This window comes from Clostridium thermopalmarium DSM 5974, assembly GCF_002995795.1.
GTDB lineage: Bacteria > Bacillota > Clostridia > Clostridiales > Clostridiaceae > Clostridium_H > Clostridium_H thermopalmarium.
In genome coordinates this window covers 1-25,725 of record NZ_PVXN01000055.1, presented here as the reverse complement: position 1 = coordinate 25,725, position 25,725 = coordinate 1, and the positions used below count along the sequence as shown (strand labels likewise).

General features: G+C 30.3%; 21 protein-coding genes and 1 pseudogene. 19 read left to right on the top strand and 3 right to left on the bottom strand.

Annotation, left to right across the window (positions count from 1 at the left end; translation table 11 throughout):
- Positions 1-6 precede the first annotated feature (6 nt).
- Entirely contained in the window at positions 7-1,008 is a 1,002-nt protein-coding gene (locus CPAL_RS11240) for a LacI family DNA-binding transcriptional regulator (RefSeq protein WP_061859052.1), read from the top strand.
- 93 nt (positions 1,009-1,101) lie between these two features.
- Positions 1,102-2,496, top strand: coding sequence for a DUF4397 domain-containing protein (locus CPAL_RS14240; protein WP_082787910.1), 1,395 nt, complete (start codon positions 1,102-1,104; stop codon positions 2,494-2,496).
- A gap of 75 nt (positions 2,497-2,571) precedes the next feature.
- On the opposite strand, the gene CPAL_RS11230 is transcribed toward CPAL_RS14240, so the two are convergent.
- Positions 2,572-3,285, bottom strand: a complete 714-nt coding sequence (locus CPAL_RS11230) for a CAP domain-containing protein (RefSeq protein ID WP_082787914.1) — start codon at positions 3,283-3,285, stop codon at positions 2,572-2,574.
- Between the two features lie 582 nt (positions 3,286-3,867).
- On the opposite strand from CPAL_RS11230, the gene CPAL_RS11225 reads away from it, so the two are divergent.
- From CPAL_RS11225 to CPAL_RS11190, 8 genes are all read left to right on the top strand, one after another.
- Positions 3,868-4,299, top strand: coding sequence for a MarR family winged helix-turn-helix transcriptional regulator (locus CPAL_RS11225; protein ID WP_106024646.1), 432 nt, complete (start codon positions 3,868-3,870; stop codon positions 4,297-4,299).
- Positions 4,300-4,330: 31 nt separating this feature from the next.
- Entirely contained in the window at positions 4,331-6,058 is a 1,728-nt protein-coding gene (locus CPAL_RS11220) for an ABC transporter ATP-binding protein (protein WP_061859050.1), read from the top strand.
- Positions 6,055-8,151, top strand: a complete 2,097-nt coding sequence (locus CPAL_RS11215) for an ABC transporter ATP-binding protein (protein ID WP_106024645.1) — start codon at positions 6,055-6,057, stop codon at positions 8,149-8,151. The genes CPAL_RS11220 and CPAL_RS11215 overlap by 4 nt, the downstream gene beginning before the upstream one ends.
- A gap of 446 nt (positions 8,152-8,597) precedes the next feature.
- Positions 8,598-9,623, top strand: coding sequence for an ABC transporter ATP-binding protein (locus CPAL_RS11210; RefSeq protein WP_106024650.1), 1,026 nt, complete (start codon positions 8,598-8,600; stop codon positions 9,621-9,623).
- A 14-nt stretch (positions 9,624-9,637) separates the two neighbouring features.
- Entirely contained in the window at positions 9,638-10,528 is an 891-nt protein-coding gene (locus tag CPAL_RS11205) for an ABC transporter permease (RefSeq protein ID WP_082787909.1), read from the top strand.
- 3 nt (positions 10,529-10,531) lie between these two features.
- Positions 10,532-12,370 carry an extracellular solute-binding protein gene (locus CPAL_RS11200; protein ID WP_423230654.1) on the top strand — a complete coding sequence of 613 codons (1,839 nt, stop codon included), beginning with the start codon at positions 10,532-10,534 and terminating at the stop codon, positions 12,368-12,370.
- Positions 12,371-12,506: 136 nt separating this feature from the next.
- Positions 12,507-12,929: a DMT family transporter gene (locus CPAL_RS11195; protein WP_061859047.1), complete on the top strand. Its 423-nt coding sequence runs from the start codon at positions 12,507-12,509 to the stop codon at positions 12,927-12,929.
- Positions 12,930-12,944: 15 nt separating this feature from the next.
- Positions 12,945-13,397 (top strand): DMT family transporter, encoded by a 453-nt coding sequence (locus tag CPAL_RS11190; protein WP_061859046.1) that lies wholly within the window; start codon positions 12,945-12,947, stop codon positions 13,395-13,397.
- Positions 13,398-13,450: 53 nt separating this feature from the next.
- Here the strand turns inward: CPAL_RS11190 and CPAL_RS11185 are convergent, their stop codons facing one another.
- On the bottom strand, positions 13,451-14,686 hold the full coding sequence (locus CPAL_RS11185) for an ammonium transporter (protein WP_061859045.1): 1,236 nt from the start codon (positions 14,684-14,686) through the stop codon (positions 13,451-13,453).
- A gap of 300 nt (positions 14,687-14,986) precedes the next feature.
- Between CPAL_RS11185 and rluF the strand changes: the two genes are divergently transcribed.
- From rluF to CPAL_RS11155, 7 genes are all read left to right on the top strand, one after another.
- Entirely contained in the window at positions 14,987-15,676 is a 690-nt protein-coding gene (gene rluF / locus CPAL_RS11180; RefSeq protein ID WP_061859044.1) for a 23S rRNA pseudouridine(2604) synthase RluF, read from the top strand.
- A gap of 170 nt (positions 15,677-15,846) precedes the next feature.
- Positions 15,847-15,993, top strand: a complete 147-nt coding sequence (locus tag CPAL_RS13940) for a hypothetical protein (RefSeq protein WP_165815382.1) — start codon at positions 15,847-15,849, stop codon at positions 15,991-15,993.
- Positions 15,953-16,516, top strand: a complete 564-nt coding sequence (locus CPAL_RS11175; protein ID WP_106024644.1) for a hypothetical protein — start codon at positions 15,953-15,955, stop codon at positions 16,514-16,516. Before CPAL_RS13940 ends, CPAL_RS11175 begins: the two co-directional genes overlap by 41 nt.
- 155 nt (positions 16,517-16,671) lie before the next feature.
- Positions 16,672-17,532 (top strand): methyl-accepting chemotaxis protein, encoded by an 861-nt coding sequence (locus tag CPAL_RS14205; protein WP_207654935.1) that lies wholly within the window; start codon positions 16,672-16,674, stop codon positions 17,530-17,532.
- A 121-nt stretch (positions 17,533-17,653) separates the two neighbouring features.
- Positions 17,654-20,785 (top strand): DEAD/DEAH box helicase, encoded by a 3,132-nt coding sequence (locus CPAL_RS11165; protein WP_106024642.1) that lies wholly within the window; start codon positions 17,654-17,656, stop codon positions 20,783-20,785.
- 166 nt (positions 20,786-20,951) lie between these two features.
- On the top strand, positions 20,952-21,494 hold the full coding sequence (yfcE, locus tag CPAL_RS11160) for a phosphodiesterase (RefSeq protein ID WP_061859040.1): 543 nt from the start codon (positions 20,952-20,954) through the stop codon (positions 21,492-21,494).
- Between the two features lie 67 nt (positions 21,495-21,561).
- On the top strand, positions 21,562-21,855 hold the full coding sequence (locus CPAL_RS11155) for a rhodanese-like domain-containing protein (protein WP_061859039.1): 294 nt from the start codon (positions 21,562-21,564) through the stop codon (positions 21,853-21,855).
- A 48-nt stretch (positions 21,856-21,903) separates the two neighbouring features.
- Here CPAL_RS11155 and CPAL_RS11150 read toward each other — a convergent pair whose 3' ends face one another.
- The gene (locus tag CPAL_RS11150) at positions 21,904-22,980 is read right to left on the bottom strand and encodes a GIY-YIG nuclease family protein (RefSeq protein ID WP_061859038.1); all 1,077 of its coding nucleotides are present in this window, start codon (positions 22,978-22,980) and stop codon (positions 21,904-21,906) included.
- 272 nt (positions 22,981-23,252) lie between these two features.
- Between CPAL_RS11150 and mutT the strand changes: the two genes are divergently transcribed.
- Together mutT and CPAL_RS14295 are read left to right on the top strand one after the other, a co-directional pair.
- Complete coding sequence (mutT, locus tag CPAL_RS11145) at positions 23,253-23,636, top strand: 8-oxo-dGTP diphosphatase MutT (RefSeq protein ID WP_061859037.1); 384 nt, start codon at positions 23,253-23,255, stop codon at positions 23,634-23,636.
- A gap of 1,143 nt (positions 23,637-24,779) precedes the next feature.
- Positions 24,780-25,371 (top strand): annotated as a pseudogene (locus CPAL_RS14295) (McrB family protein); the annotation flags it as partial.
- Positions 25,372-25,725 lie beyond the last annotated feature (354 nt).

Sequence of the window (25,725 nt, the reverse complement as noted above, 5' to 3'; positions counted from 1 at the left end):
ATCTGTATGGCTACTATAAAAGATATAGCAAAGTTAGCAAAGGTTTCAACAGCTACAGTATCACGAATATTAAATAATGATACAAGTCTTTCAGTATCTGAAAATACAAGAAAACGGGTAATTAAAATAGCGGAGAATTTGAACTATATCCCTGTTAAACGAAGGAATAAAAGTGCGCAGACAATTACAAAGATTGGAGTTATCCATTGGTATTCGCAAAAAGAAGAGTTAGGAGATCCTTATTATGTGTCCATAACCAATGGAATTGAAAAAGAGTGCATTAACAAAGGCATAGAAATTGTGACAATTTTTAAAAATAATGATGAATATATTACAAGTGAATTAAATGATTTGGATGGAGTTATAGCTATAGGGAAATTTAGCAAAGAGGATGTGGAAAAATTTTCTATGTACTCTCCAATTATAGTCTTTGTAGACTCGTCGCCAGATGAAAAAAAGTATGATTCTGTGGTAATTGATTTTAAAAAGGCTATGAGAGAAGTGCTGGGTTATCTACTATCAAAAGGACACAACAATATAGGATTTATTGGAGGAAGGGAGTATGTTGGATCAAAGAGAGAACCTATAGAGGATGAACGTGAAACAGCATATATAGAATTCATGAGAAGTAAGGGACTATACGATATAAATAATGTGTATATCGGAAGATTTACTCCAGAAGATGGTTATAGATTAATGAGAGAAGCTATTAAAAAGAGACAGTTACCTACAGCCTTTTTTATAGCAAGTGACTCCATGGCAATAGGGGCTTTTAGTGCTTTATATGAAGCTAACATAAATGTACCAGGAGATGTAAGCATAGTAGGCTTTAATGATATACCTAATTCAAAATTCTTAATTCCTTCCCTTAGTACTGTTAAGGTTCATACAGAATTTATGGGGGTTACCGCAGTCAACTTGCTTCTTGAAAGATTAAATGATAAAAGAAAAATTTCTAAAAAAGTAGTTATTCCTACTGAATTAATTATAAGAGAAAGCTCTAAATAAAAAAACTTCCGTATTATTCGGAAGTTTTTTGCTTATCACAATATGGTGAAAATATAAATATCATGGATATATAGCAATATAAAGAGGTTTTATATGTTTGAAAAAGGTGACTTTCATATACACTCAAAGGCATCAGATGGAGAACTTACTCCAAGAGAAGTGGTGGAGCTTGCAAGGAGAAGGGGAATAGATATAATAGCTCTTACGGATCACAATACAACTTTAGGAGTAGATGATGCTTTAAGAGCTGGTATAGAATATGGAGTTATTGTAATTCCGGCAGTTGAACTATCTACTAGATTTCATAACGAGAGAATTCATATATTAGGATACTTTAAAGATGATAGATACAAAAGTCAGGTATTTCAAAAAGTACTAAAGCTAATAAAAGCTCATAAAACAAAGAGTGCTCAAGTTTTAATAAAAAGATTAAGTAATATAGATATAGACATAGATGAAGATAGCGGAAGATTGTCAGTTTTAGGAGGCATAAGGCTGCTTAGAATTTTTGGAGCCTCTGTAGTTTTAGCGCATCCAGTTTTAATAAATAAAAAATACTTAACAGAAATTATAAATATGCCTTTTGATGGAATTGAGGCAAAGTATTGCAGAAATAGCGAAGATGACACAGAATTTTTTATAAGGCTTTCTAAAGATATGGAGAAGTTTTATACTGCGGGCTCTGATTTTCATACAGACAGGACTAGAGATTTAAAGCACGGTTTAATTGGAGATGTATATCTTAATTCTCATGAAATAGATATATTTTTAAAAATGTCAGGGCTTATTGATAGAGTGAGCACATATAAAAATTTTATTTCATATAATTATAATAGCGAGAAATATGAAAGGATAAAAAGAAATATGTATTGTTACCCATATAGACAAGTCATACCAGCCAATTCTTATTTTAGGATGATGAATGCATCTTTCAATGCTCCAGCTTTGGATATTTATGCAAATGGAATTTTAATTCTTAGTAACTTCCAATATAAAGAGGTATCTCCTTATATGTTTGCTCCAATTGGAAATCACAATATAGAAGTTTATATTTCTGGTGATAGAACTAATCCTATTATACAGCAAAATATCACCATACCAAGAGAACTTATATTAAATTTAGCAATAATAGGAGCTTTTCCAGATATAAGCATTTATCCTTTGCCAGAGCCATCTAGTGCGCAGAAATTTGGAAGACCATGTGTAAGATTTATAAATTTATCTCCTAAATCCTCACCTATGGATATAGCCTTGCCAGATGAAACCATAATATTTAGAAACTTAGGCTATAGGGAATTTACGGAATATGCTTGTATTTTAGAGGGAAGATATAGTTTTCAAATTAGAAGTGCAGGAACTGAAAAAGTTATACTAACTACTAAAAGTTTTCAGTTAAACCCTAATAATTATTATAGTGTATACATTTTAGGAGAAGGAAGTGAGGATAAAGGAATAGAAGTCCTTACCATATTAGAACCGAGGGAATAAATAAATTTTATAATAGAAGAGATAAGTATAAGCCATGCTAACATTCATGCATGGCTTATATACTTAAATAATATATTATTGAGGCTTGCTTATAAACATTTGTGTAAACATATTTCCGTAAGGTCCACCTTTTCTAATACCTATTCCTATATGAGTGAATTCTGGATTTAGTATATTTTTTCTATGTCCAGGAGAGTTCATTAATGCATTATGAGCACTTTCAACACTTTGATTTCCTGCTATGTTTTCCCCTGCTTGAACATATTTTATTCCAAAAGACTTCATCATATCAAAAGGACTACCATATTTAGGAGAATTATGGCTAAAATAGTTATTGTCTATCATATCTTGAGATTTAGTTCTAGCAACATTAGAAAGCTCAGTATCTATTTTTAAAGGCGGTACATTATTTTGAGCACGAGCTTCGTTAACTAATTTAAGCATTTGCTGTTCTGCATCGCTTAAAGAAGCAGTATTTGTATTAGCGCTTGGTGTTTTTGGTGTAGTTCCACCTTGGGATCCTCCTTGTGTTGTTTCTTGAGGTGTTGCCTGCTGTGGTGATGGAGGAGCAGGAGTTTCATCTTCGACAACTATTGGTTTACAATCTTCTTGAGGAACGAATCCTACTTTATTGTTAGGAAGTTTTACTGCAAACCAATCACCAACTTGACTTATTACATCTAAAGTAGAATTTTTATTTTGAGTTGTGATTGTAGGAGTATCATTAGAAACACCAATTTTTACATTTGCTTTGTCAGAAATAATTCTTATCCTTTCAATATTGCCCATTTGAGAAATAGAAGATTCTACTCCACCTATAACTTTTTTTTGTTGTTGAGTATTTCGAGCTTGTTTATTTTGCTGATTTTGCTTACTTTGTTGATTATTCTGTGCACAGCCGCTTCAAATAATAAGTAGTGCAGATAGAGCTAGAGCACTTAGTTTTTTATTCATTAGAATTCCTCCTTAGATTTAAGTCTGTATTCTGTAATACATAATTAGTATTAGAAAATTTTTTGAATTTATATATGTAAAATTCTGATAGATATGATAAAAACAATGCCGGCAAAATCTTGCTGGTATTTTTTTATTATAAGAGTTTATATAGCATTTAGTCTGATATGGATAAAAAACTTGTATTATATATGTTAATTTTTCTTTTGAAGTAATTTCATATTGTAAAAAATAAATTTAAATTTAATATATTGATTTTTTAAAAATACAATAGTATACTAATAACATTGTTTCGAATACTAAATATTTTAATGTTAAATATTTGTATTAAAAATATTATTGGAAATATTTTAATTAATGAATAATTTTATTCATAATAAAGGCATATTTTAATTGTTATGAGAGGATGATAAATTTATGGAACATGATAAAGGAGCTAAAATATCTCTTTTAATTAAAGACGTGAATAATCTTATGCATCAAAGTATAAAAGAGTGCTTTGATGAAACAGGACTTACTACTCCTCAATTAATGGTATTGTATACTTTAGGTAAGCATGGAAGTATGAAGCTTAGTGATATAAGTGAAAAGTTGAGTATTTCTAACAGTACTATATCTGGAATTGTAGATAGACTTGAAAAGCAAAAATATGTTGAAAGAATTAGAAGCAAGGAAGATAGGAGAGTTATATATGTTTCTCCATGTGAAAATTCAAAAAAAATAATGCCATCTAATGTTTGTAAGAAAATAGAGGATAATCTGAATAAGAAACTTATGAAAGCTAAAGAAGGCGAAATTGAGGCAATAATAAATGGATTAGAGACATTAAAGGCTCTTTTAAAAGATTAAATTAAGTTTTACAGAATGGAGAAGAGAATTTATGCTTAGGCTTTTTAGATTTTTAAGGCCGTATAAGGATAAGATAGCAGCATGTGTAATGCTCTTGTTTTTACAGGTTATGGCTGAGCTATATTTACCAACATTGATGTCTGACATTGTTAATAAAGGAATAGTTAATGGAGATACAAAATATATTATGAAAATTGGAAGGTTCATGCTTATTGTAGCTGCAGGGAGTAGTATTGCTACAATTTTGGCAAACTTGTTCTCTTCAAAATTTGCAACAGCTTTTGGTAGAGATTTGAGAAGGATGATCTTTACAAAAGCAGAAGGATTTTCTTTACATGAATTTGATAAAATAGGAACTCCTTCTATGATTACAAGAACTACCAATGATATAACTCAAATTCAACAATTTGTAGTTGTTATGATGAAGTTTATGGTTACAGCTCCAATAATGGCTATAGGTGGTTTTGCTATGGCCTTATCTAAGGATAAAAAGTTAACACTAGTATTAGCTGTTTCTATACCACTTCTTATACTAGTTATATTTTTAGTAGCAAGAAAGGCTATACCTTTATTTAAGGCAATGCAAAATAAGGTAGATAAAATAAACTTAGTTTTGCGTGAAAACCTTGCAGGAATTAGAGTAATACGTGCCTTTAACCGTATTGATGATGAAAAGGAGCGTTTTAGAGAAGCAAGTTATGATTTTACATCTACAGCTATTAGAGTAAATAAGATGATATCAATCATAATGCCTATGATGATGCTTATAATGAATTTTACAAGTGTTGCTATTGTTTGGTTTGGAGGAATTCGTATCGATAACGGGAATATGCAAGTTGGAGATATGATGGCATTTATTCAATATGTAATGCAAATTATGTTCTCTTTCCTTATGCTTGCTATGATGTTTGTTATGATACCTCGTGCTCAAGCATCAGCAGACAGAATAAATGAAGTTTTAAATATGGAACCTGAAATTACTGACCCTGAAAACCCTAAAAATGAGTGTGTGAAAAGAGGGTATGTGGAATTTAAGGATGTTACATTTAATTATCCAGGTTCACAAGAGCCAGCTATAAAAAATATAAGTTTTAGTGTAAATCCTGGAGAAACAACAGCAATAATAGGGGGTACAGGTTCGGGAAAATCTACACTTATAAATCTTATTCCTCGCTTTTATGATGTAACTTCAGGAGCTGTGCTGGTAGACGGAATAGATGTAAGAAATATGTCTCAAAAAGAACTTAGAAAAAAGATAGGTTTTGTACCACAAAAAGCAGTTTTATTTACTGGCACTATTGAAGAAAATATTAGATATGGTAAAGAAGATGCAACTGAGATAGAAATAAGACATGCAGCAGAGGTAGCTCAAGCCTCAGAATTTATTTCTAATATGAAAGAAGGATATGATACACTAATTGCCCAAGGTGGTAATAATGTATCAGGAGGACAAAAGCAGCGTCTTTCTATTGCCCGTGCTCTTGTTGGAAGACCAGAAATATATATATTTGATGATAGCTTTTCCGCTCTTGATTTTAAAACTGATGCAAAGCTTCGTGAGGCTCTTAAAGAAGAAACTAAAAATTCAACAGTAATTATTGTTGCTCAGAGAGTCAGCACAGTAATAGATGCAGATAGAATTATAGTCTTAGATGAAGGAGAAATTGTGGGAATAGGAACTCACAAGGAGCTATTAAAATCTAGTGAAGTTTATCGTGAGATTGTATCTTCACAGCTTAGTGAGGAGGAATTAGCATGAGTGAAAATAAAACACAAAGAAGAGGTCCAGGAAGACATGGAGGACCTGCAATGGGAAGGCCAGTTGAAAAGGCTAAAGATTTTAAGGGAACTGTAAAAAGATTAATGAAATACTTAAGACCTCGAAGATTTAACATTATAGTTGTTTTCATAACTGCTATAGCAAGTACTATATTTAGTATTGTAAGTCCTAAAATTATGGGAAGAGCTACAAATAAGCTGTTTGAAGGATTAATGGCAAAGGGACAATATGCTAAAAATCTCTTTAAACCTGAGAATATACCTAATTTTCTAAAAATGCCGGACTTGCCAGAGTCTCTTAGAAAAATGATAAATAATATGATAACAAATCCTAGTTCTGCTAAATCAGAAGGAACTATGGATATTTCAAGTATAGATCCTGAAATTTGGAGATTTATAAGTACCCATGGACCTAAGATAGATTTTAATTATATAGGAAGAATCGTTTTAATACTTATAGGCCTTTATGCTGTAAGTTCTATATTTAATTATATCCAACAGTATATTATGGCAGGAGTTGCCCAAAACACAGTTTATGATATGCGTAAAGATGTAAATGAAAAGCTTAATAAATTACCTTTGAAATATTATGATTCTCGTACCAATGGTGAAATATTAAGCCGTGTTACTAATGACCTTGATACAGTTGCTTCAACCCTTCAGCAAAGTTTAACACAACTTGTAACAGCTATTGTAACAATTATAGGCATTATTATAATGATGCTTACTATAAGTCCTCTGCTTACTCTTGTTACATTTGTAACTTTACCTCTTTCTGTACTTATAACAACAGAAGTTGCAAAAAAGTCTCAAAAATATTTTAAAAGTCAACAGCAGATTCTTGGAGAACTAAATGGACATGTAGAGGAAATGTATACAGGACATAAAATAGTAAAAATCTTTACACGCGAAGAAAAGTCTATAGAAAAGTTTAATGAAGTAAATGAAAGACTTTACGAAGTTGGTTGGAAAGCACAATTCATTTCAAGTGTAATAATGCCAATGATGAGTTTTGTAAATAATATAGGATATGTTTTAGTTTGTGTAATTGGAGGAATTTTTGTAACTAAAGGAAGAATGGATGTTGGTGGAGTTCAAGCATTTATACAATATTCAAGACAGTTTGGTCAACCTATAGTTCAAACTGCAAATATAGCAAATATTCTTCAATCTACTGTAGCAGCAGCTGAACGTGTTTTCGAAATATTAGATGAGGTTGAAGAGATTCCAGACAAAGAAGACGCTAAGATTGTTGACTTTGAAAATGGAGAGATAAAAGAAAAAGATAAAAACAATAATATAAGAACTATAGGAAAGCTAAAAGGAGAAGTTTCATTCCAACATGTTAAGTTTGGATATAATGAAACTGTTCCTCTCATGGAGGATATGAATATAGATGTAAAACAGGGTCAGACTATAGCAATAGTAGGTCCTACAGGAGCAGGGAAGACTACTCTTGTAAATTTGCTTATGCGCTTTTATGAAATTCAAGGAGGAAGAATCACTATAGATGGAGTTGATATAAGAGATTTTAAACGCGGCGATTTGCGCTCTATGTTTGGTATGGTGCTTCAAGATACATGGCTATTTAATGGTTCTATAAGGGATAATATAGCTTACAGTAAAAAAGATGCTACATTTGAAGAAATAGTTGCAGCAGCAAAAGCAGCTCATGTAGATCACTTTATTAGAACTCTTCCAGAAGGATATGACACAGTGTTAAATGAAGAAGCTTCTAATATATCACAAGGACAAAAACAGCTATTAACTATTGCTAGGGTAATATTAAAAGATCCATCAATTTTAATTCTTGATGAAGCTACTTCAAGTGTTGATACAAGAACGGAAATTCAAATACAAAAGGCTATGAATAACCTTATGAAGGGAAGAACAAGTTTTGTTATTGCTCATAGATTATCTACAATTCGAGATGCAGATTTAATACTCGTTATGAATAATGGAAGAATCATTGAACAAGGAAATCACAAAGAACTTCTTGAAAAGGGCGGCTTTTATGCAGAGTTATATAATAGTCAATTTACAGGAAAGAGTTTTGAGGGCGAAGCTGTATAAATATATAAAGGTTGTATAGCATTTTAAAGTGCTATGCAACTTTTTATATAGTATATTTTGCTATTTTTAGAAGCAAATTAGAAAATAGGCATAAAGTAAGCTAAACCCTTATTTCTCAATGGTTTGATGGACTTAAAAAAATTGCGGAATAATAGCAAAAAACTATTGAGATTTAGAAACAATTATGTTATATTCGTATGGGTTATGATATGTAGGTTTGACTATAGTTATAATGGTATTTAATAACCTTCTTTTTGGCTTTAAATATGCCATGAGGGGTTTTTATTTTTATTTTATTAAACTTACTTATAAAAATTAAAAATTTTTACAAATACTCAAAACCAAATAAGTATATAAAATATTGTTAGTAAAGGAGTTGTTAAGGTGTGACAGGAGATATTTTTGTTCAATTATTAAATGTTTGTAAGGTTTATGATCAAGAGGAGATGGTGGTTAATAACTTAAACCTTGAGGTTAAAAAAGGAGAATTTCTGACTATATTAGGTCCAAGTGGTTGTGGAAAAACTACTACTTTAAGAATGATTGCAGGGTTTGAAACACCTACTAGTGGAAAAATAATAATAGATGGAGAAAATATTACTAATAAGTCACCTCATCAAAGGCCTGTAAATACAGCATTTCAAAACTATGCTTTATTCCCTCATATGAATATTTATGATAATATTGCCTTTGGTTTGAAAATGAAAAAGGTGCCAAAGGATGAGATTAATAAAAGGGTACTGGAAATGCTCAAGGTTGTTCGATTAGAAGGGTATGAAACTAGAATGCCATCTCAGCTAAGCGGCGGTCAAAAGCAACGTGTATCTATTGCTAGAGCCTTAATTAATAATCCAAAGGTTCTGCTACTAGATGAACCGCTGGGCGCTCTTGACCTAAAACTTCGCAAACAGATGCAATTGGAACTTAAATATCTTCAAAGGAGCCTTGGCATAACCTTTATATTTGTAACGCATGATCAAGAAGAGGCACTAACTATGTCTGACAGGATAGTGGTTATGAATAAAGGAGTGATAGAGCAGGTAGGAGTACCAGAGGAGCTCTACGAAAGGCCAAAAACTAAATTCGTTGCTGATTTCTTAGGAGAAACAAATATTCTTGAAGGGGAAGTAATTAAGATAAAAGAAACAGAAGTATTACTTCATCTTGAAGAAGAACAGGATATAATAAGAATTCCAAATCTAAATTATGATTTAGGAGATAAGTTTACTGTTTCAGTAAGACCGGAGAGAATAAAAATAAAGACAGAGCCAGAAGATGGAGATGTATGGCTTCAATGTAAGCTGAAGGAAAGAATATACGTTGGTTCTTCTGTTAAAACAGTAATGATTCTAAAAAACGGTAAAGAAATTATAGTAAATGAACCAATAGGGCAAAGCTTTAATTTCCAAGATGGCGTAAAAGACTATTTTGTTACTTGGAAATCAATGCATACAGTAGTTATTAAGGCTTAAGGGAGGTAGTGAAGATGGAAAATAGAAATTCCCTTAGCAGAATAATGAACAAGCTTAAAGAAAAGGCAGGCATGATAGCAACGGTAATGCCAGTAACTTTATGGATGTTAGCATTTTTCATAGTACCATTAATTTTAATTCTTATAGTCAGCTTTTCTTCAAGAGGAGAAACAGGAAATATTATATTTAAATTTACATTGAATAACTATGCTAGAATATTTAATAAACTTTATATTACCATATTTATTAAATCACTTTTGATAGGATTAGCTACTACTGTAATATGTTTGGTACTTGGATATCCTTTTGCATTTATAATTGCACGGGCTGGAAAAAGATTAAAACCATTATTTTTATTATTGATTATATTACCATTCTGGACAAACTCCTTGGTAAGAACCTATGCTATGATAATATTGTTAAGAACTGAGGGGATTTTAAATCATATTCTTTTAGGAATAGGATTAATAAATGAACCTTTACATCTTATGTATAATAACATAGCTGTAATGATAGGAATGCTATACATGATGTTCCCATTTATGGTACTTCCTCTTTATTCATCAATTGAAAAACTAGATATGAGCCTTTTAGAAGCCGCAGATGACTTAGGAGCAAGTCCGTTAAATAAATTTTTGAAGATAACGCTTCCTCTTACAAAGGGAGGTATATTATCAGGTTCTCTTTTGGTGTTTGTTCCAACCCTTGGATTGTTTTTTATAACAGATTTAATGGGAGGAAGCAAAGTTGTGCTTATGAGTAATTTGGTTAAGAACCAATTTTTAACCGCAAGAGACTGGCCTTTTGGATCAGCTATATCTGTTATTCTCATGATAGTAATGATAATATTAATCTTCTATTACACTAAATTTAGCGGCAATAAAAATAAATGGGAGGTGTTATAGAAGGTGAAAGGTTCAACAGGAAAAATACTTAAAGGAATGTATGCATTATTAATATACATGTTTTTATATATTCCTATAATGGTGCTTATAGTCTTCTCATTTAATGAATCTAAGCTTAATGTAGTTTGGACAGGATTTACATTTAAGTGGTATGAGAGCTTAATGCATAATGCTGGTATATTAGAAGCGGTAAAGAACTCATTAATAGTAGCAATTATAAGTACTATAATTGCTACTATTATAGGTACATTAGCTGCAATAGGACTTTATAGATATAAATTTAGAGGAAAAAATATAATAGATTCTGTGCTGAATATACCTTTAGTTATACCAGAAATAGTTATGGGTATATCACTGCTTGCTTTTTTCTCAGTTATAAATATGCCTCTTGGAAGAGTTACTTTAATTATTGCACATATAACTTTTAGCATAGCTTATGTAATAGCAGTTGTAAGGACAAGGTTAGATGGCTTTGATATATCTGTAGAAGAAGCTGCACTAGATTTAGGTGCAACACCTATGCAGACATTTTTTTATGTTACACTACCTATAATTATGCCTGGAGTTATTGGTGGGGCACTGCTTGCATTTACGTTATCTTTAGATGATGTAATTATAAGTTTCTTCGTTGCAGGAGCAGGAAGTACAACTCTTCCGCTTAAGGTATTTTCAATGGTTAAGTTTGGGGTAACTCCTGAAATAAATGCTTTATCTACAATAATCATTGTGTTTACCTTTGTTGTAATAGGATTATCCTCAGCTTTGAAGAATGTTAATCTTAACATGAAAAAAATAGGTACAGTGGTGCTTTCTATTGTACTTGTGATTTCAGGGGCAAGCTATGGAATCTGGGAATTTGCTAAGGCGAATGATGCACCAAAGGAAGTACTAAATGTATTTAACTGGTCTGAATATCTTCCTGAGTCTGTCATAGATAAATTTGAGGAGACTTACAATATAAAGGTTAACTACAGCACTTTTTCATCTAATGAAGAGATGCTTGCAAAGCTTATGGCAGGTGGAGGAGATTATGATATTGCTGTAGCCAGTGACTTTATGGTGGAAATCCTTAAAAAGCAGAATTTAATCAGAGAGATTAATAAGGATAATATTCCAAATCTAAAAAATATAGATCCTCAATTTATGAATTTACCTTTTGATAAAGGTAATAAATACAGTTTGCCATATATGTGGCTTGCTGGGATAATAGCCTATGACAGCTCTAAGATTCCAGAGGGAGCTATAACAAGCTATGCTGATTTATGGAAAGATGAATTTAAAAATTCATTGACAATATTAGATGACCAAAGAGCTATTATAGGTATTACACTAAAGAAACTTGGATATTCCATAAATGAGACTTCTCCAGAAGCTTTGGCAAAGGCAAAGGAAGAGCTTAAAAAGCTTCAACCTAACATTAAGGCTTACGACAGCGATAGTCCAAAGACTTCTCTTATAAATGGAGAAGCCAAGGTTATATTTGCTTGGGGAGCAGAAGGTTCTCTTGCAAGAAGAGAAAATCCTAATGTTAAATATGTAATACCAAAAGAAGGACTCTTTCTTCAGCAGGATAATTTTGTAATTCCTAAGGATGCAAAAAATATTAAAGCTGCTGAGCTATTTATAAACTTTGTAATGGATCCAGAAATTTCAGCTGAAATATCTAAAGCATTTCCATATGGAAATCCTAATAAAGAGGCTCAGAAACTTATGGACGAAGAAATGCTTTCTGATGAAGCGGTTTATCCGCCAGAGGAAGAAGTTGCAAAGGGTGAGTATTTAAAGGATATAGGAGAATCTATAACTGAATTTGATAGGATTTGGTCACAAGTTAAGCAATAGAAGAAATATTTTAAGAAATAGGAGATAGCTAAGAGTTAGTTATCTCCTATTTTTCTTTGGAAAAGATTGTTTTGATATCCAAAATAAGTTATTATATTTAATAGAAGAGAGAAGCATCAAAGGAAGTGAATATGATATGTATAAACTATCCGCAGTTTTTATAGGATTAATAATTGCAGTTATGGTAAGTTTTAATGGAACTCTTGCAAGTTATGTTGGTGACTATTTAGGAGTGCTTATAACACAGATTGTAGCTCTCATTACAATAAGTGTAATATTAATAGGCAAAGGGAAAGGAATTAATTTAAAAAGAAGAATTCCATTTTATTTATTCTCTGGTGGTACTATAGGTGTTGTGTTAACTTTATTCAACAATGTATGCTATAAAAATTTAGGAGTATCTTTAAGTTTATCATTAGGATTACTTGGTCAATCAGTTGCCGCAGTTATTATAGATCATTTTGGATTACTTGGAATGGATAAATATCATTTTAAAAGAGAAAAACTCATAGGCTTTGGACTAGCTTTTACAGGAATAGCTATTATGATAATTTACTAGAAAGGAATATTAGAAATGATATACATAATTTTAGCTTTTGCTTCTGGTGTACTAACCCTTCTTTCTATGATAGTAAATTCGAGTTTAGGGAAAAGAATAGGAGCATTTCAATCGAGTTTTGTAAACTTTTTTGTGGGAGTGATTTCTGCTCTTATATTAGTGTTTATTATTGAGAGAAAAGTGGCATTCGGTGAAAAACTTCATAGTATACCGGCTTGGGCTTATTTTGGAGGATTTTTAGGAGTCATGGTGGTTATTATATCGAATATTATAATACCTAAAATTCCTACTATATACTCAACCTTGCTTATCTTTATTGGCCAGCTTTTTACTGGAATTGTATTGGATTATCTTACTGGTATGGAAATATCTAAGGGAAAAGTTGTTGGAGGATTATTAATTTTGGCTGGAATGGCTTATAACTCTATGATAGATAGAAAAGAATTGGAAGAAAATGGACATGAGTGAGCCTAAAAAGGCTCACTCGAATAATTAGCTGTTTTTGTTTAATTCTACTCTTTTTACACGGCAATATCACCATAAGCTTCTTCGGAATGCTCTGACATATCTAGGCCAGTTTCTTCTGCTTCCTCAGTTACCCTTATGTCAATAAATTTACTTATAAATTTTATGATTACAAATGTCATTATTGCTGCAAAAATAACTGTAGCTATTATTGAAATCAATTGAACTTCTAATAATTTAAAGTTTCCCAATATTAATCCATTAGCTCCATCAGGATTTACAGCTTTTGAAGCAAATATTCCAGTAGCTATTCCTCCCCATATTCCACCAATTCCATGACATCCAAAAGCATCTAAAGCATCATCATACCTAAATCTATTTTTCATAACAGTCACTGCAAAGAAGCATATAATACCTCCTATAAGACCAATCAACATGGCTGACAATGGACTTACAAATCCAGCTCCAGGAGTTATAGATACAAGACCAGCAATGGCTCCACTGGCCACACCTAAGGAAGTTACCTTCTTTTTAGTAAACAATTCACATAAACTCCAGCCAATAGCTCCCGAAGCAGCTGAAGTATTGGTAGTAATAAATGCATTTAATGCTATATCATTTACGCCTAATGCACTTCCAGCATTAAATCCAATCCATCCAAACCACAATATTCCGGCTCCTAGCATGGTCATTGGCAAATTACTAGGTGCAGCTTCTCCTGATTTTTTTCTTTTTCCTAGTACTATGGCTAAAACTAAACCTGAAATACCTGAACTGATATGAATAACATTTCCACCTGCAAAATCTAAAGCCCCTAAGTTTCTTATCCAACCTCCAGCACCCCATACCCAATGTGCTAAAGGATCATAAACAAAAGTGGTCCAAAGTAAAATAAAAATTACAAAAGGTAAAAATCTCATTCTTTCTGCTATAGCTCCAGAAATTAAAGCGGGAGTTATTATAGCAAACATAAGTTGAAATAACATAAATATTTGTTGAGGAATGTTTGAGGCATAAGCTGCATTTGGTATAAAATTTACTCCTTTTAGCCCTAGCCATCTAAAATCTCCTATTAAACCCCCAATATCTGTTCCAAAGCACAAAGTGTAACCAATTAATATCCATTGAATTGAAATCAATGCTATAGCAGCATAACTGTGCATAGTAGTGCTTAGTATGTTTTTCCTTCTAACCATGCCCCCGTAAAATAAAGCTAACCCTGGTGTCATTAAAAACACTAATGCTGCTGCAAAAATCATAAAAATAGTGTCTGTTTTGTTTACTAAATTCATAAAAAATCGCCCCCCCATTTATAAAAGCATAAAAATTAATTTGGTTAATAAATTGAGTCTTAATTGATATATTATCACTATATTAGTATATATATTAACATATTATTAAATAATGTCAATATATATTGATAAATTATTAATAAATATTGGCGAAGGATTATTAATTACTTTGTATGAATAAATTCATTTTGCAAACTCTAGATTTCTTATGGTTGGAATGATATCATGTATTATATGATAAATTAGGATATATAATAGCATTAAGAATTAGATATATGACTGACTAGAAAGGGTCCTAAAATGAGAATTAATAAATTTATTAGCGAAACAGGTATATGTTCAAGAAGAGAAGCAGATGAATATATTAAAGCAAAAAGGGTTACTATTAACGGAAAAATTGCAGAGCTGGGAAGCAATGTAGAGGCGGGAGATGTTGTAAAACTTGATGGTAAGCAAATAGGTAAAAAAAGAAAGCCAGTATATATAGCTTTAAATAAGCCAGTAGGAATTATAAGTACTACAGAAAGGCATGTGAAAGGAAATATTATTGATTTTGTTGATCACAAAGAGCGTATATTTCCTATAGGTAGATTGGATAAGGATTCTCAAGGTTTAATTTTGCTTACTAATGATGGAGATATAGTAAATAAGATTTTAAGATCAGAGAATAATCATGAAAAGGAATATATAGTAACAGTAGATAAACCTATTACGGGTTCCTTTTTAAATGGTATGGCAAGCGGAGTTAAAATTTTAGGAACAAAAACTAAGCCTTGCAAGGTAAGACGTATAAATGATACAGTTTTTAATATAATTTTAACTCAAGGACTTAATCGTCAAATAAGAAGAATGTGTCAAGTCTTTGGTTATAAGGTAGTTAAATTGAAGCGCATTAGAATTATGAATATTAAGCTTGGAAACTTAAAAATTGGACAGTGGAGGAATTTGACTAAGGAGGAATTAAGTGAATTAATGAGATTAATTAAATAAGTGATGCTTATTTAAAAACACATATTCTATATACTGGAAACATATGTTTTTATGTATGGCGATAAAAAATATAAAAGACTTATTTATAAGTAAAAATGATAGAGATTATGTATGAAGTACATAATAAAGAAAGAAGGTGGGAAAAGTAAAAACGAAGGAGGAGATGAAAAATGAATAAAAGTAAGAAAAACAATAAGAAGAATAATGTGTTAAATGGATTAGCTATTGGAGCAGTACTTTTATCCATGGGACTTAGCAGCATTTCACAAGTAACTTATGCAGCTTCTAGAGAGTTTAAATGGGCCTTCTGTAAGTGAAAGCTGTTGCAGAAGAAGAGAGCATAAAAATTTATTAAAGGAATCTTTAAAGGAATTAGTTAAAGAAAGAAAGCTTACACAAGAGAAGGCTGATAATGTACTTTCCTATATTAAGAAAAACAAAGATGAAAGACAATATAGAGTTTTATTTGATGATATGGTAAAGAAAGGAATTATTACAAAAGAAGAGGCAGATGATATTAGAGAGAAAAATAGAGATAAAAGAATGCTTTTAAGAAGAGAGAAGATAACTAAAGATCTTAATGAATTAGTAAAGGATAAAACAATAACTCAAGAACAAGCAAATAAATTCATAGAAAAGTTGCAAAAGCAGGATGAGGAGATTAAAGAATTACATAAAAAAGCGAAAAACATGTCTCCAGAGCAAAGGAAAGAGTATATGAAGAACGCTTTAAAAGGTAAAGATATACTAGAACAGATGGTGAAAGAAGGGATAATCACACAAAAGCAAGCTGAATCTATGAGAGAAGTGATGCCAAAACCTCATAAAGAAGAAAGATAACATATGAAAAATTATCCAGCAGCAATAAGAAAAGCTTCTGGATAATTTTTTATTGATTGTATGAATATATTATTTTTGTACAATCAATATGATTTGGTAAGTTTTATAAAATAGAAATGCAAAAGTAAATAATAGTGATATAATAAAAATAGTATATGGCAGTATTGCCTAAAGAAGGGGGGATAAGAATGGAGCTAGAAATAAAAAATAAGGTACAAAAGGCTTTTAATGAATTAATACCTTATATGCAGGCATTTTTTGAAGATGAAATAGCATTTACCATTTCTACAACAGAATATTTTCTTAGGGTTGTAAACAGCGAAAATATAAATATGAATGCAAAACCAGGAGACCCTTTAAGGCCAGGCGGTGCAGCCTATGAATGTATAAAGGCAAAGAAAGTAGTGTCTCTAATAGTACCTAAGGAGGTTTTCGGAGTAGAGATAAAGGCTATAGGAATACCTGTAAAAGATGATAATGGCTCTATAGTAGGAAGTATAGTACTAGTAAAAAGCCTAAAGAGATATTATGAAATGCTAAACTTATCTAGAACTTTGTCGCATTCATTAGAAGAAATAACAAAGATTTCAAGTGAAGTTTCATCGGGCATAGAAAATACAGTGAATTCAAATAATAAGATTTTGTCAGAGCTTCATGAAGCTGAAAACAGAGCAGAAGATACAAATGATGTCTTAAGTTTTATAAAAAATGTAGCTCACCAGACAAATCTTCTTGGATTGAATGCAGCTATAGAAGCTTCAAGGGCAGGAGAATATGGAAAAGGATTTAGTGTTGTAGCTAATGAAATCAGAAAGTTATCTAATTCAAGCAGCGAATCAGTAAACAAGATAAACAATATATTAACTCAAATAAAATCTTCAGTAAACAAAATATCTAAAAGCATTATGTATACTACAGATACTTTTAATCAGCAATTGTCTGAAATTCAGCAAATAGATGCAGAACTGCAAAAGTTGAATTCCATAGCAGCCATATTGAAAAAAAGTATGGAGTAGAAATATATGAGCCAAGCTTTGTGGAAGAATAGAATAAAAAAAGGTACATATAGTCCAGCAGCTATTAGAGGTAAAAGCGGCTGGACTATATATATTATCTATAAAGGGGAGGGGGTATAGAATGAATCTAAAAGAACTAGAAACAATAATTTTAACACCAGCTTCAAGTATAAGAAGAGAAATGGGAAAAGAACTTTTAAAGAAAGGGCTAGTATCCAGTGTAAAGGGAAGGAACATAGAAAATACATATCATATTTATGGCAATGTATCAAATGAAATAAATCACAAGGAATTGAGTACTCATATAAAATTAAATCTTAAAAATAAAAAGTTAGAAGGTGTGAGATGTACTTGTGATGATTTTAAAGAGTTCTCTAAAAATCAGCCCCTTTTTATGTGTGAACATTTAACAGGAACCGTATATAAGTTTTTAAGTTTAATGAATAAAAGAAGAGTGAAAAAGCAGGATTTAACAGATGCTATATCTAAAAATAAAATTAAAAAAACAGGAGTAGGTATTGATACAAAGATAATTCATAAGTTATGGAAAGGAGTAACTACCTACGAACTAGAGTTTAGAATAGGCATAAATCATAAACATTTAATAAGAGATTTGAAAAAATTTATTCATGACTATGATGATGGGAAATACATATACTTTAACAATGAATTCATATATAATCCAAATGAACATAGCATTTCGCAATCTTATATAAAAATAATAGATTTTATAAGAAAATATGATAAAAAAGATGATAGAAATTATATTTCAGGAAGAAATATAATTTTACATCCTAATGAATTGAGAGGATTTTTAGAGTGTGCTGCAGGAAACAAAGTGCAGTTAAAGTATAATGGAATTGAGTATAATTCAACTGTGCTCATGGAAGATTTGCCATTAAGCTTTACATTAAAAGAAGATGATGAACATTTTAAGTTGACTACTCATAAAAGATTTCCTATTCCATTAAATGAGGATAATAGTGTCTATCTGTTTAATAATGAAATATACTTACCTTCACAAAATCAAATTAAAAGATACCTTATTCTATATCCTAAATTAAAAAAATACGGGAAAATATTATTTCATAAGAATATGGAAAACTACAATAAAATTATTTCGCTAATAAGCAGTATTTCCAAGGATATTATCTTATCGGAGGATGTAAGGAAATTTGCAGCAGACTCGTCTAAGTTAGAGTTTTTAATCTACAAAGAGGAAGAAAATATTTATTGCAGCGTATATGCAACTTATAATAATGAAAAGATTAATATATTAAAAAAAGGCAGCAGAAAGACTCAGCTTATAAGAGATTTTAAAATGGAAGAAAAGGCTCTTATGAAACTTGAATACTATAAATTTATAAGAAGAGAAGATAGGCTTTTATTTATTGGGGATGATGAAGATATTTTCAATATTATGAATAAAAAAGAAAATATTATAACATCATTAGGAACTCTTATTTTAGGCAAGGGCTTTGAAAATGTAAAGATATATGATGGAAGTTCTATTAAAATAGATTTATATGAGGAAGATGAATATTTTAAATTTAATTATGCCATAGGAGATGTAGATAGAGATGAACTTCCAAATATATTTCAGAGTTATAAAAAAGGTAGCAGGTTTTATAAAACTAAGGACAATAAGTTCATAGATCTTGAAGATGAAGATATACAAAACTTTTTTAGCTTAATTGAAACGCTAAATTTAGAGGAAAAACTAGATGATGGCTATAGTTATATAGCTAAAAGTAAAGCTTTATATATGGCTGAAAAACTAAAGAATAGAGAATATAAATTTGGCTGGGGATCAGAATTATTAGATTACATAGAAAAAAGAGAAACTGGTATAAATGATGAAGCACCTATTCCTAAAAATCTAAAAGCAAAGCTTAGAGAATATCAAGTTAAGGGATTTAGATGGCTTAAAGGATTAAGTGAGTTAGGATTAGGTGGAATTTTAGCAGACGAGATGGGACTTGGGAAGACTATCCAAACTATAGCTTTTCTTCTTAGTGAAAAGAATAAAAAATCTTTAATAATAACCCCTACATCTATTATATATAATTGGAAAAGCGAAATAGAAAGATTTGCCCCCTCTCTTAAAGTTGGTATTATCCATGGCAGCACAATGGAGCAAGCAAAGGCTATGGATGCTTTAGATGAGTATGATTTGATTTTAACCACCTATGGTACTTTAAGAAATAATATAGATAGATATAAAGATTTAATCTTTGATTATTGTATCATAGATGAGGCTCAAAATATAAAAAATCCTTTATCTCAAAGCACTCTAGCTGTAAAAATGGTAAATGCTAAGGTTAAATTTGCTTTAACAGGAACTCCTATAGAAAACAATTTGATGGAGCTTTGGTCCATATTTGATTTTATAATGCCGGGATATCTTTATTCTAGGGAAGTATTTCATGATAAATTTATTTTAGATGAGGATTCAAATTTAGAAGGCCTTAGGCTTATGATAAAGCCGTTTATTCTGAGAAGAACTAAAAGTGAGGTTATAGAGGATCTGCCAGATAAAATAGAAAAGAAAATATTAGTTGAAATGACACCCAAGCAGAAGGCAGTATATAAGGCTTACATAAAAAATGTAAGAGAAAGAATAAAAAATGATTTAGATGGAAATATTCCAATTTTTTCTTATTTAACAAGGTTGCGGCAGATTTGTCTTGAACCATCTCTTGTATTTAATGAGTATAAAGGCGGAAGTGGAAAAATTAAAATTGCACTGGATTTAGTAGAGGAGAATATAGATTCTGGTGGCAAAACTCTTCTTTTCTCTCAGTTTACTTCTGCATTGAAAATAATAGGAGAAACTTTAAAAGAGAGAGAAATTAAGTACTATTATTTAGATGGTGCAACTTCTTCTAAAGAAAGAATTAGGCTTGTAAATGAGTTTAACAAGAGCAGCAAAGTTAAGGTGTTTTTGATTTCATTAAAGGCAGGTGGGACAGGACTTAATTTAACCAGCGCTAATCTTGTAATTCATTTTGATCCTTGGTGGAACCCAGCAGTAGAAAATCAAGCAACAGATAGAGCGCATAGAATCGGTCAAAAGAATGTAGTTGAAGTTGTGAAGTTAGTGTCTAGAGGTACTATAGAGGAAAAAATAGTTCTCCTTCAGGAAGAGAAAAAAGAATTAGCTCATAATGTGCTTACCAGAGATTTTAAGGAAGGAATTATGTTAAATAGATTATCTCGAGAAGAACTTATAGATCTTTTTTGTAGAGAATAGCCATATTGGATTTTTTTAAATAGAAAAGAATACCCACGCTTTAAAATGCTATGCATTTAGGTGGTAAGGGCGTTCATGAAATTTTATTGAAAGCAAGTTTATTCATATATAAATTATGGTAAGATATATAAAAGACAGAAACATAGTACAGAAAGGAATTGAACATATGAAATTATTTTTTATTTCAGATATTCACGGATCTTTATATTATTTAAATAAGGTTATGGAACAGTATAAGAAGGAAGATGCAGATTATATAATTATATTAGGGGACGAACTATATCATGGACCTAGGAATCCTATGCCAAAGGAGTATAATCCACAAGAAGTGGCAAGGATATTAAACAACTACAAAGATAAGATTATTGCAGTTCGCGGAAATTGTGACAGCGAAGTGGACCAGATGCTTATTGAGTATCCTATTATGAGCGATTATTCTATAGTTTTATATAATGGAAGAAGGCTTTTTTTAACTCATGGTCATATATATAATGAAGAAAATCTTCCAAACCTAAGTGAGGGAGATGTGCTAATCTATGGGCATATACATGTACCTGTAGCTAAAAAAGAGAATGGCATATTTATAATAAATCCAGGCTCTATTGCCATACCAAAGGATGATACACCTCATTGCTGTGCAGTATTAGAGGATAATGTATTTAAGATAAAGACATTAGATGGAGAAATATATAAAGAAATTAATATATAATAATGTGACTATAATCGTGGATATTAAAAAAATACTCTGTTATAATTACTTTGGGTGATGAAATATAATGGACAAAATAGATGTTAATGATTTAGAAGAACTACTTGGAAAAATAAATTTAATAGATATAAGAGAATCTTTCGAATATGAAAGTGGGCATATTCCAACGGCGAAAAATATGCCAATGAAGGATATGTTGAAAGACCCAGACAACTTTTTAGATAAGGATAAAGAATACTACATAATTTGCCAAACAGGAAGAAGAAGCAGCATTACCTGTAGCGAACTTAGGTTAAAAGGATTTAAAGTAAAGGTTGTGACAGGTGGAACTGACATGTATGAAGGAGAGTTAGAAAAATAATATAAAAGGAGTTAAGTAATCATTAGATACTTAGCTCCTTTGATTTTGTTAAACAGAGTTAAGCAGATTAAAAATAGCATCATCTATATTGTGAATATTATTAGGTGCAAGCCATTCTTGAGAAATTACAGTATATTTACATTTATTGTTTTTTAAATAACTGTAAATTATATCCGCTTCGTCTATCTCATCTTTGGTAATCTCCAGCAAGTCATTGAATATTTCAGGCTTAAAGTTGTCTAAAATATTGGTTTTTATCATTTTTAATATTTGTTCAATATTTGCTTTATTAAAATTATATTTTGTGCTAAAAAGTATTTTATTTCTTTTAATAAGAAACAATTTAAAAATGCAGACATCTAGTCTTTCTATCATAACTATATTTCTATTTTTTTCTGCAAAGTCTACAACTCTTTCTTTACTTATAAGCACTTTGATTGAATCTATTATATCCCTATATTTTGCTGCAGTTTCGAAATCTAAGTTTTCAGAAGCATGAAGCATTTCTTGTTTTATTTCTTTAAGCATATCCATATCAGTACCCTGAAATAGACCTATGATCTTGTTAATTACATTTTGATATTTTACAGATACAGAATCTCCTGAGCACATCCCTATACACTTTCCTAAAAAATAGTTTAGACATGAACTACTTCTTTTAGAGGGATTATTGCAAAGTATTTTATAGAAATCTTTTATGCCAAGCACAGTCTTTTCAACTAGATTTTTATTAGTAAATGGACCAAAGTACAGACTATTATCATCATCTACAAAGCTTACAATATCTATATTAGGATAGGTTTTATCAGTTTCAATTTTAATATAAATATAGGATAGCGGGCTTTTCATAAGTCTGTTGTATGTAGGCTTCAGTTTCTTGATATACTTACATTCCATCATAAGAGCTTCAAATTCTGTGTCTGTAATTATAAAATCAAAATCCTTAAGATTTTTTACAAGTTTTTGCACCTTAGTGCTGTGGGCTTTTGAATTATAAAAATAGGATTGTACTCTTTTTTTTAAGCATTTAGACTTTCCTACGTATATAACATTTCCAAGGGAATCTTTCATAAAATATATTCCAGGGCACAAAGGCAGATTTCTTACTTTTTCTTTTAAATCCATATTAGCACCTCTTTTGTTTAATAGGTGAATATCTATAATTTTATCATAATCACTTCAAGGGTGTAATACTTAGTATTTAAAGAATATATGGCCAAGCAATTAGTTTTCAGACTTGCCTTGAGAAATCTGCATAATGATATTAGAATATTAAATGTATAATATATGATTATAACGTTAACTAAAACCTAATAAAATTTTTATCCAGGTGATGAGTAAGAGGCGTGATTGTTATATTGAGTGTTGAAATTTAAACTTACTAGGTGGTGATACATATGAAAAATATAGAAGTTGTTGCAGCAATTATGAAGCATGATAATAAAATATTTATTACTCGCCGCAGTTACGGAGAATTTAAAGATATGTGGGAATTTCCAGGCGGTAAAATTGAAGATGGAGAAACTCAAGAAGAAGCTCTTATTCGCGAGATTAAAGAAGAACTGGAATTAGATATTAAAATATCTAAATATTTAACTACTATTGATTATGATTATCCAAATTTTCATCTTACAATGCACTGTTTTATATGTGATATTTGTGGTGGAGAGCTGCATTTAAATGCTCATAATGATGCTAAATGGGTAAATTTAGATGAAGTGGACAACCTAAGATGGATTCCAGCAGATGTGTTGGTAATTGAGAAACTTAAAAATATGTAAAGTAAGGGTGATATTAATATCGTTATTATAAAAAAGAGCACATAACTGCAAGACAATTGTGGATATGTGCTTTTTTATTGTTCAAAATTGTGTATATTGTAATAGTATGTGATAATATAAAAGTAATGGAACAAGTATGTAAAATTATAAACAAAAATCATGCAATTATATAACTATTAGAATTTATAATTGAAGGATGTGTTATGTCAAGTGGATAGCTGGAGTAAGCCCAATATAGATAATATTATAGCAAGAAAAAGAGTAGATTTATCATTATTCAAATATGGTATACATATACCGATAGAATATAGAAAAAGCTTTTTAAGTATAATTCCTGAAGGATATATATCCCTAGGTAAAGCAAAAAAGATAATAATGGAATTTGATGATTTTTCAGCAGAAGCTGAAATAAGAAATATAAATGTTCAAAAGAGAAATGATGATGTTTTGCAGATAAGATATGGTGTTAATTCTGATATTGCAAAATATCTAAAAAGTAAGTTTAAGAAAAGTTATTATATTCTTGAAGCAAACAGTTCACAAGATCAAGATAATATAAATGAATATATAGAATTTTATAAATCAGACAAACCATACAAGCTAAATGTAAAATTAATAACAGAGTCAGAGGATACTATGAGTATAAAAGAAAAGTTTTTTAATTATATAGGTGATAAAAATTCATTAGGCAATAACTATCAGAAATCATATAAATTAATTCTGTTAATAAAACTTTTAAACAATGTAAACGCTGAAGGCAAAGGTGATTATGAAAAAATTTGCAATGACATAGCAAATTTTTATATTAAAAGGCATAGCGATGGACTATTAGTTGAAAGTAGTGATAGTAAAATTGCTCAAAAAATTAATAGTTTATCAGTAGATATAGTAAAGTCTATAATGAATGAAAATGCTTATAAAGTTATTAATAATCAAGGATATGTATATAAAGAACAAATAGATGATCAAGAGTATTTGTGTTTTAATAAGGAACTATGGAATAGTCTAAATAAAGAAGATATATCAAATCTAAACTCAATATTATATTCAAAACTTGAACTTTACTATAAAGAAAGAATAAATGATTCAAATGATAATAAAGAAGAAGATTTGATAATTAAAGATGCTGTTGAGCAAATACATAACTACATATTAGCAAAAGGATATACTTACGACTTAGATTTAATAAAAAATTACTACTTATCACTTAAAACAAAGCCTTTTGTATTATTATCAGGGATTTCAGGAACAGGTAAAAGCAAATTAGTTCAGTTGTTTGCAGAGGCCATAGGTTCAACTTGTGAAAATGGAAGATTTATGCTAATTCCAGTTAGACCTGATTGGTCAGATCCTTCGGATCTGTTAGGATATAAAAATATAGATAATAAATTTTTACAAGGGCCTTTAACTACTATTATAACGAGAGCAATAGATGATCCTACTAACCCATACTTTGTTTGTCTAGATGAAATGAACTTAGCTAGAGTAGAATATTATTTTAGTGATGTTTTATCTTTGATGGAAACAAGAAAAAAGATAGGAGAAAAGATTGTTACTGAAAAAATTTTTAAGATAGAAACTTTTGGAGAAGATAAAGAAGCTGCAAAAAAATATGGTGATTTATATATTCCAGAAAATCTTTATATAGTTGGAACTGTAAACATGGATGAAACTACTTTTCCTTTTAGTAAAAAGGTTCTTGATAGAGCCAATACTATTGAATTTAATGAAGTTAATTTAAATATAAATTTTGAATACTTTGATACTATAGTTGAAGACATTAAAGGATTAAAAATGAATAATTCATATATTTCTTCTAAGTATTTAAAAGTAATTGATTGTATAAATAAAAGAGAAGAAATAGAAAAAATAATCTCTATATTAAATGAAATAAATTATGAATTAGAAAAAATTAATCATCATTTTGGATATAGAGTTCGTGATGAAGTGGTGTTAGTATAATATTGGTGTTAGTATATTAGTGTAGACACAAAAAGCCGAACACCTTAAAATATAAAAAGGGAAGGAAGTGTCTACAATGGCAAAAGGGCAAAAGTATTATACAGAAGAATTTAGAAAGACAATTGTA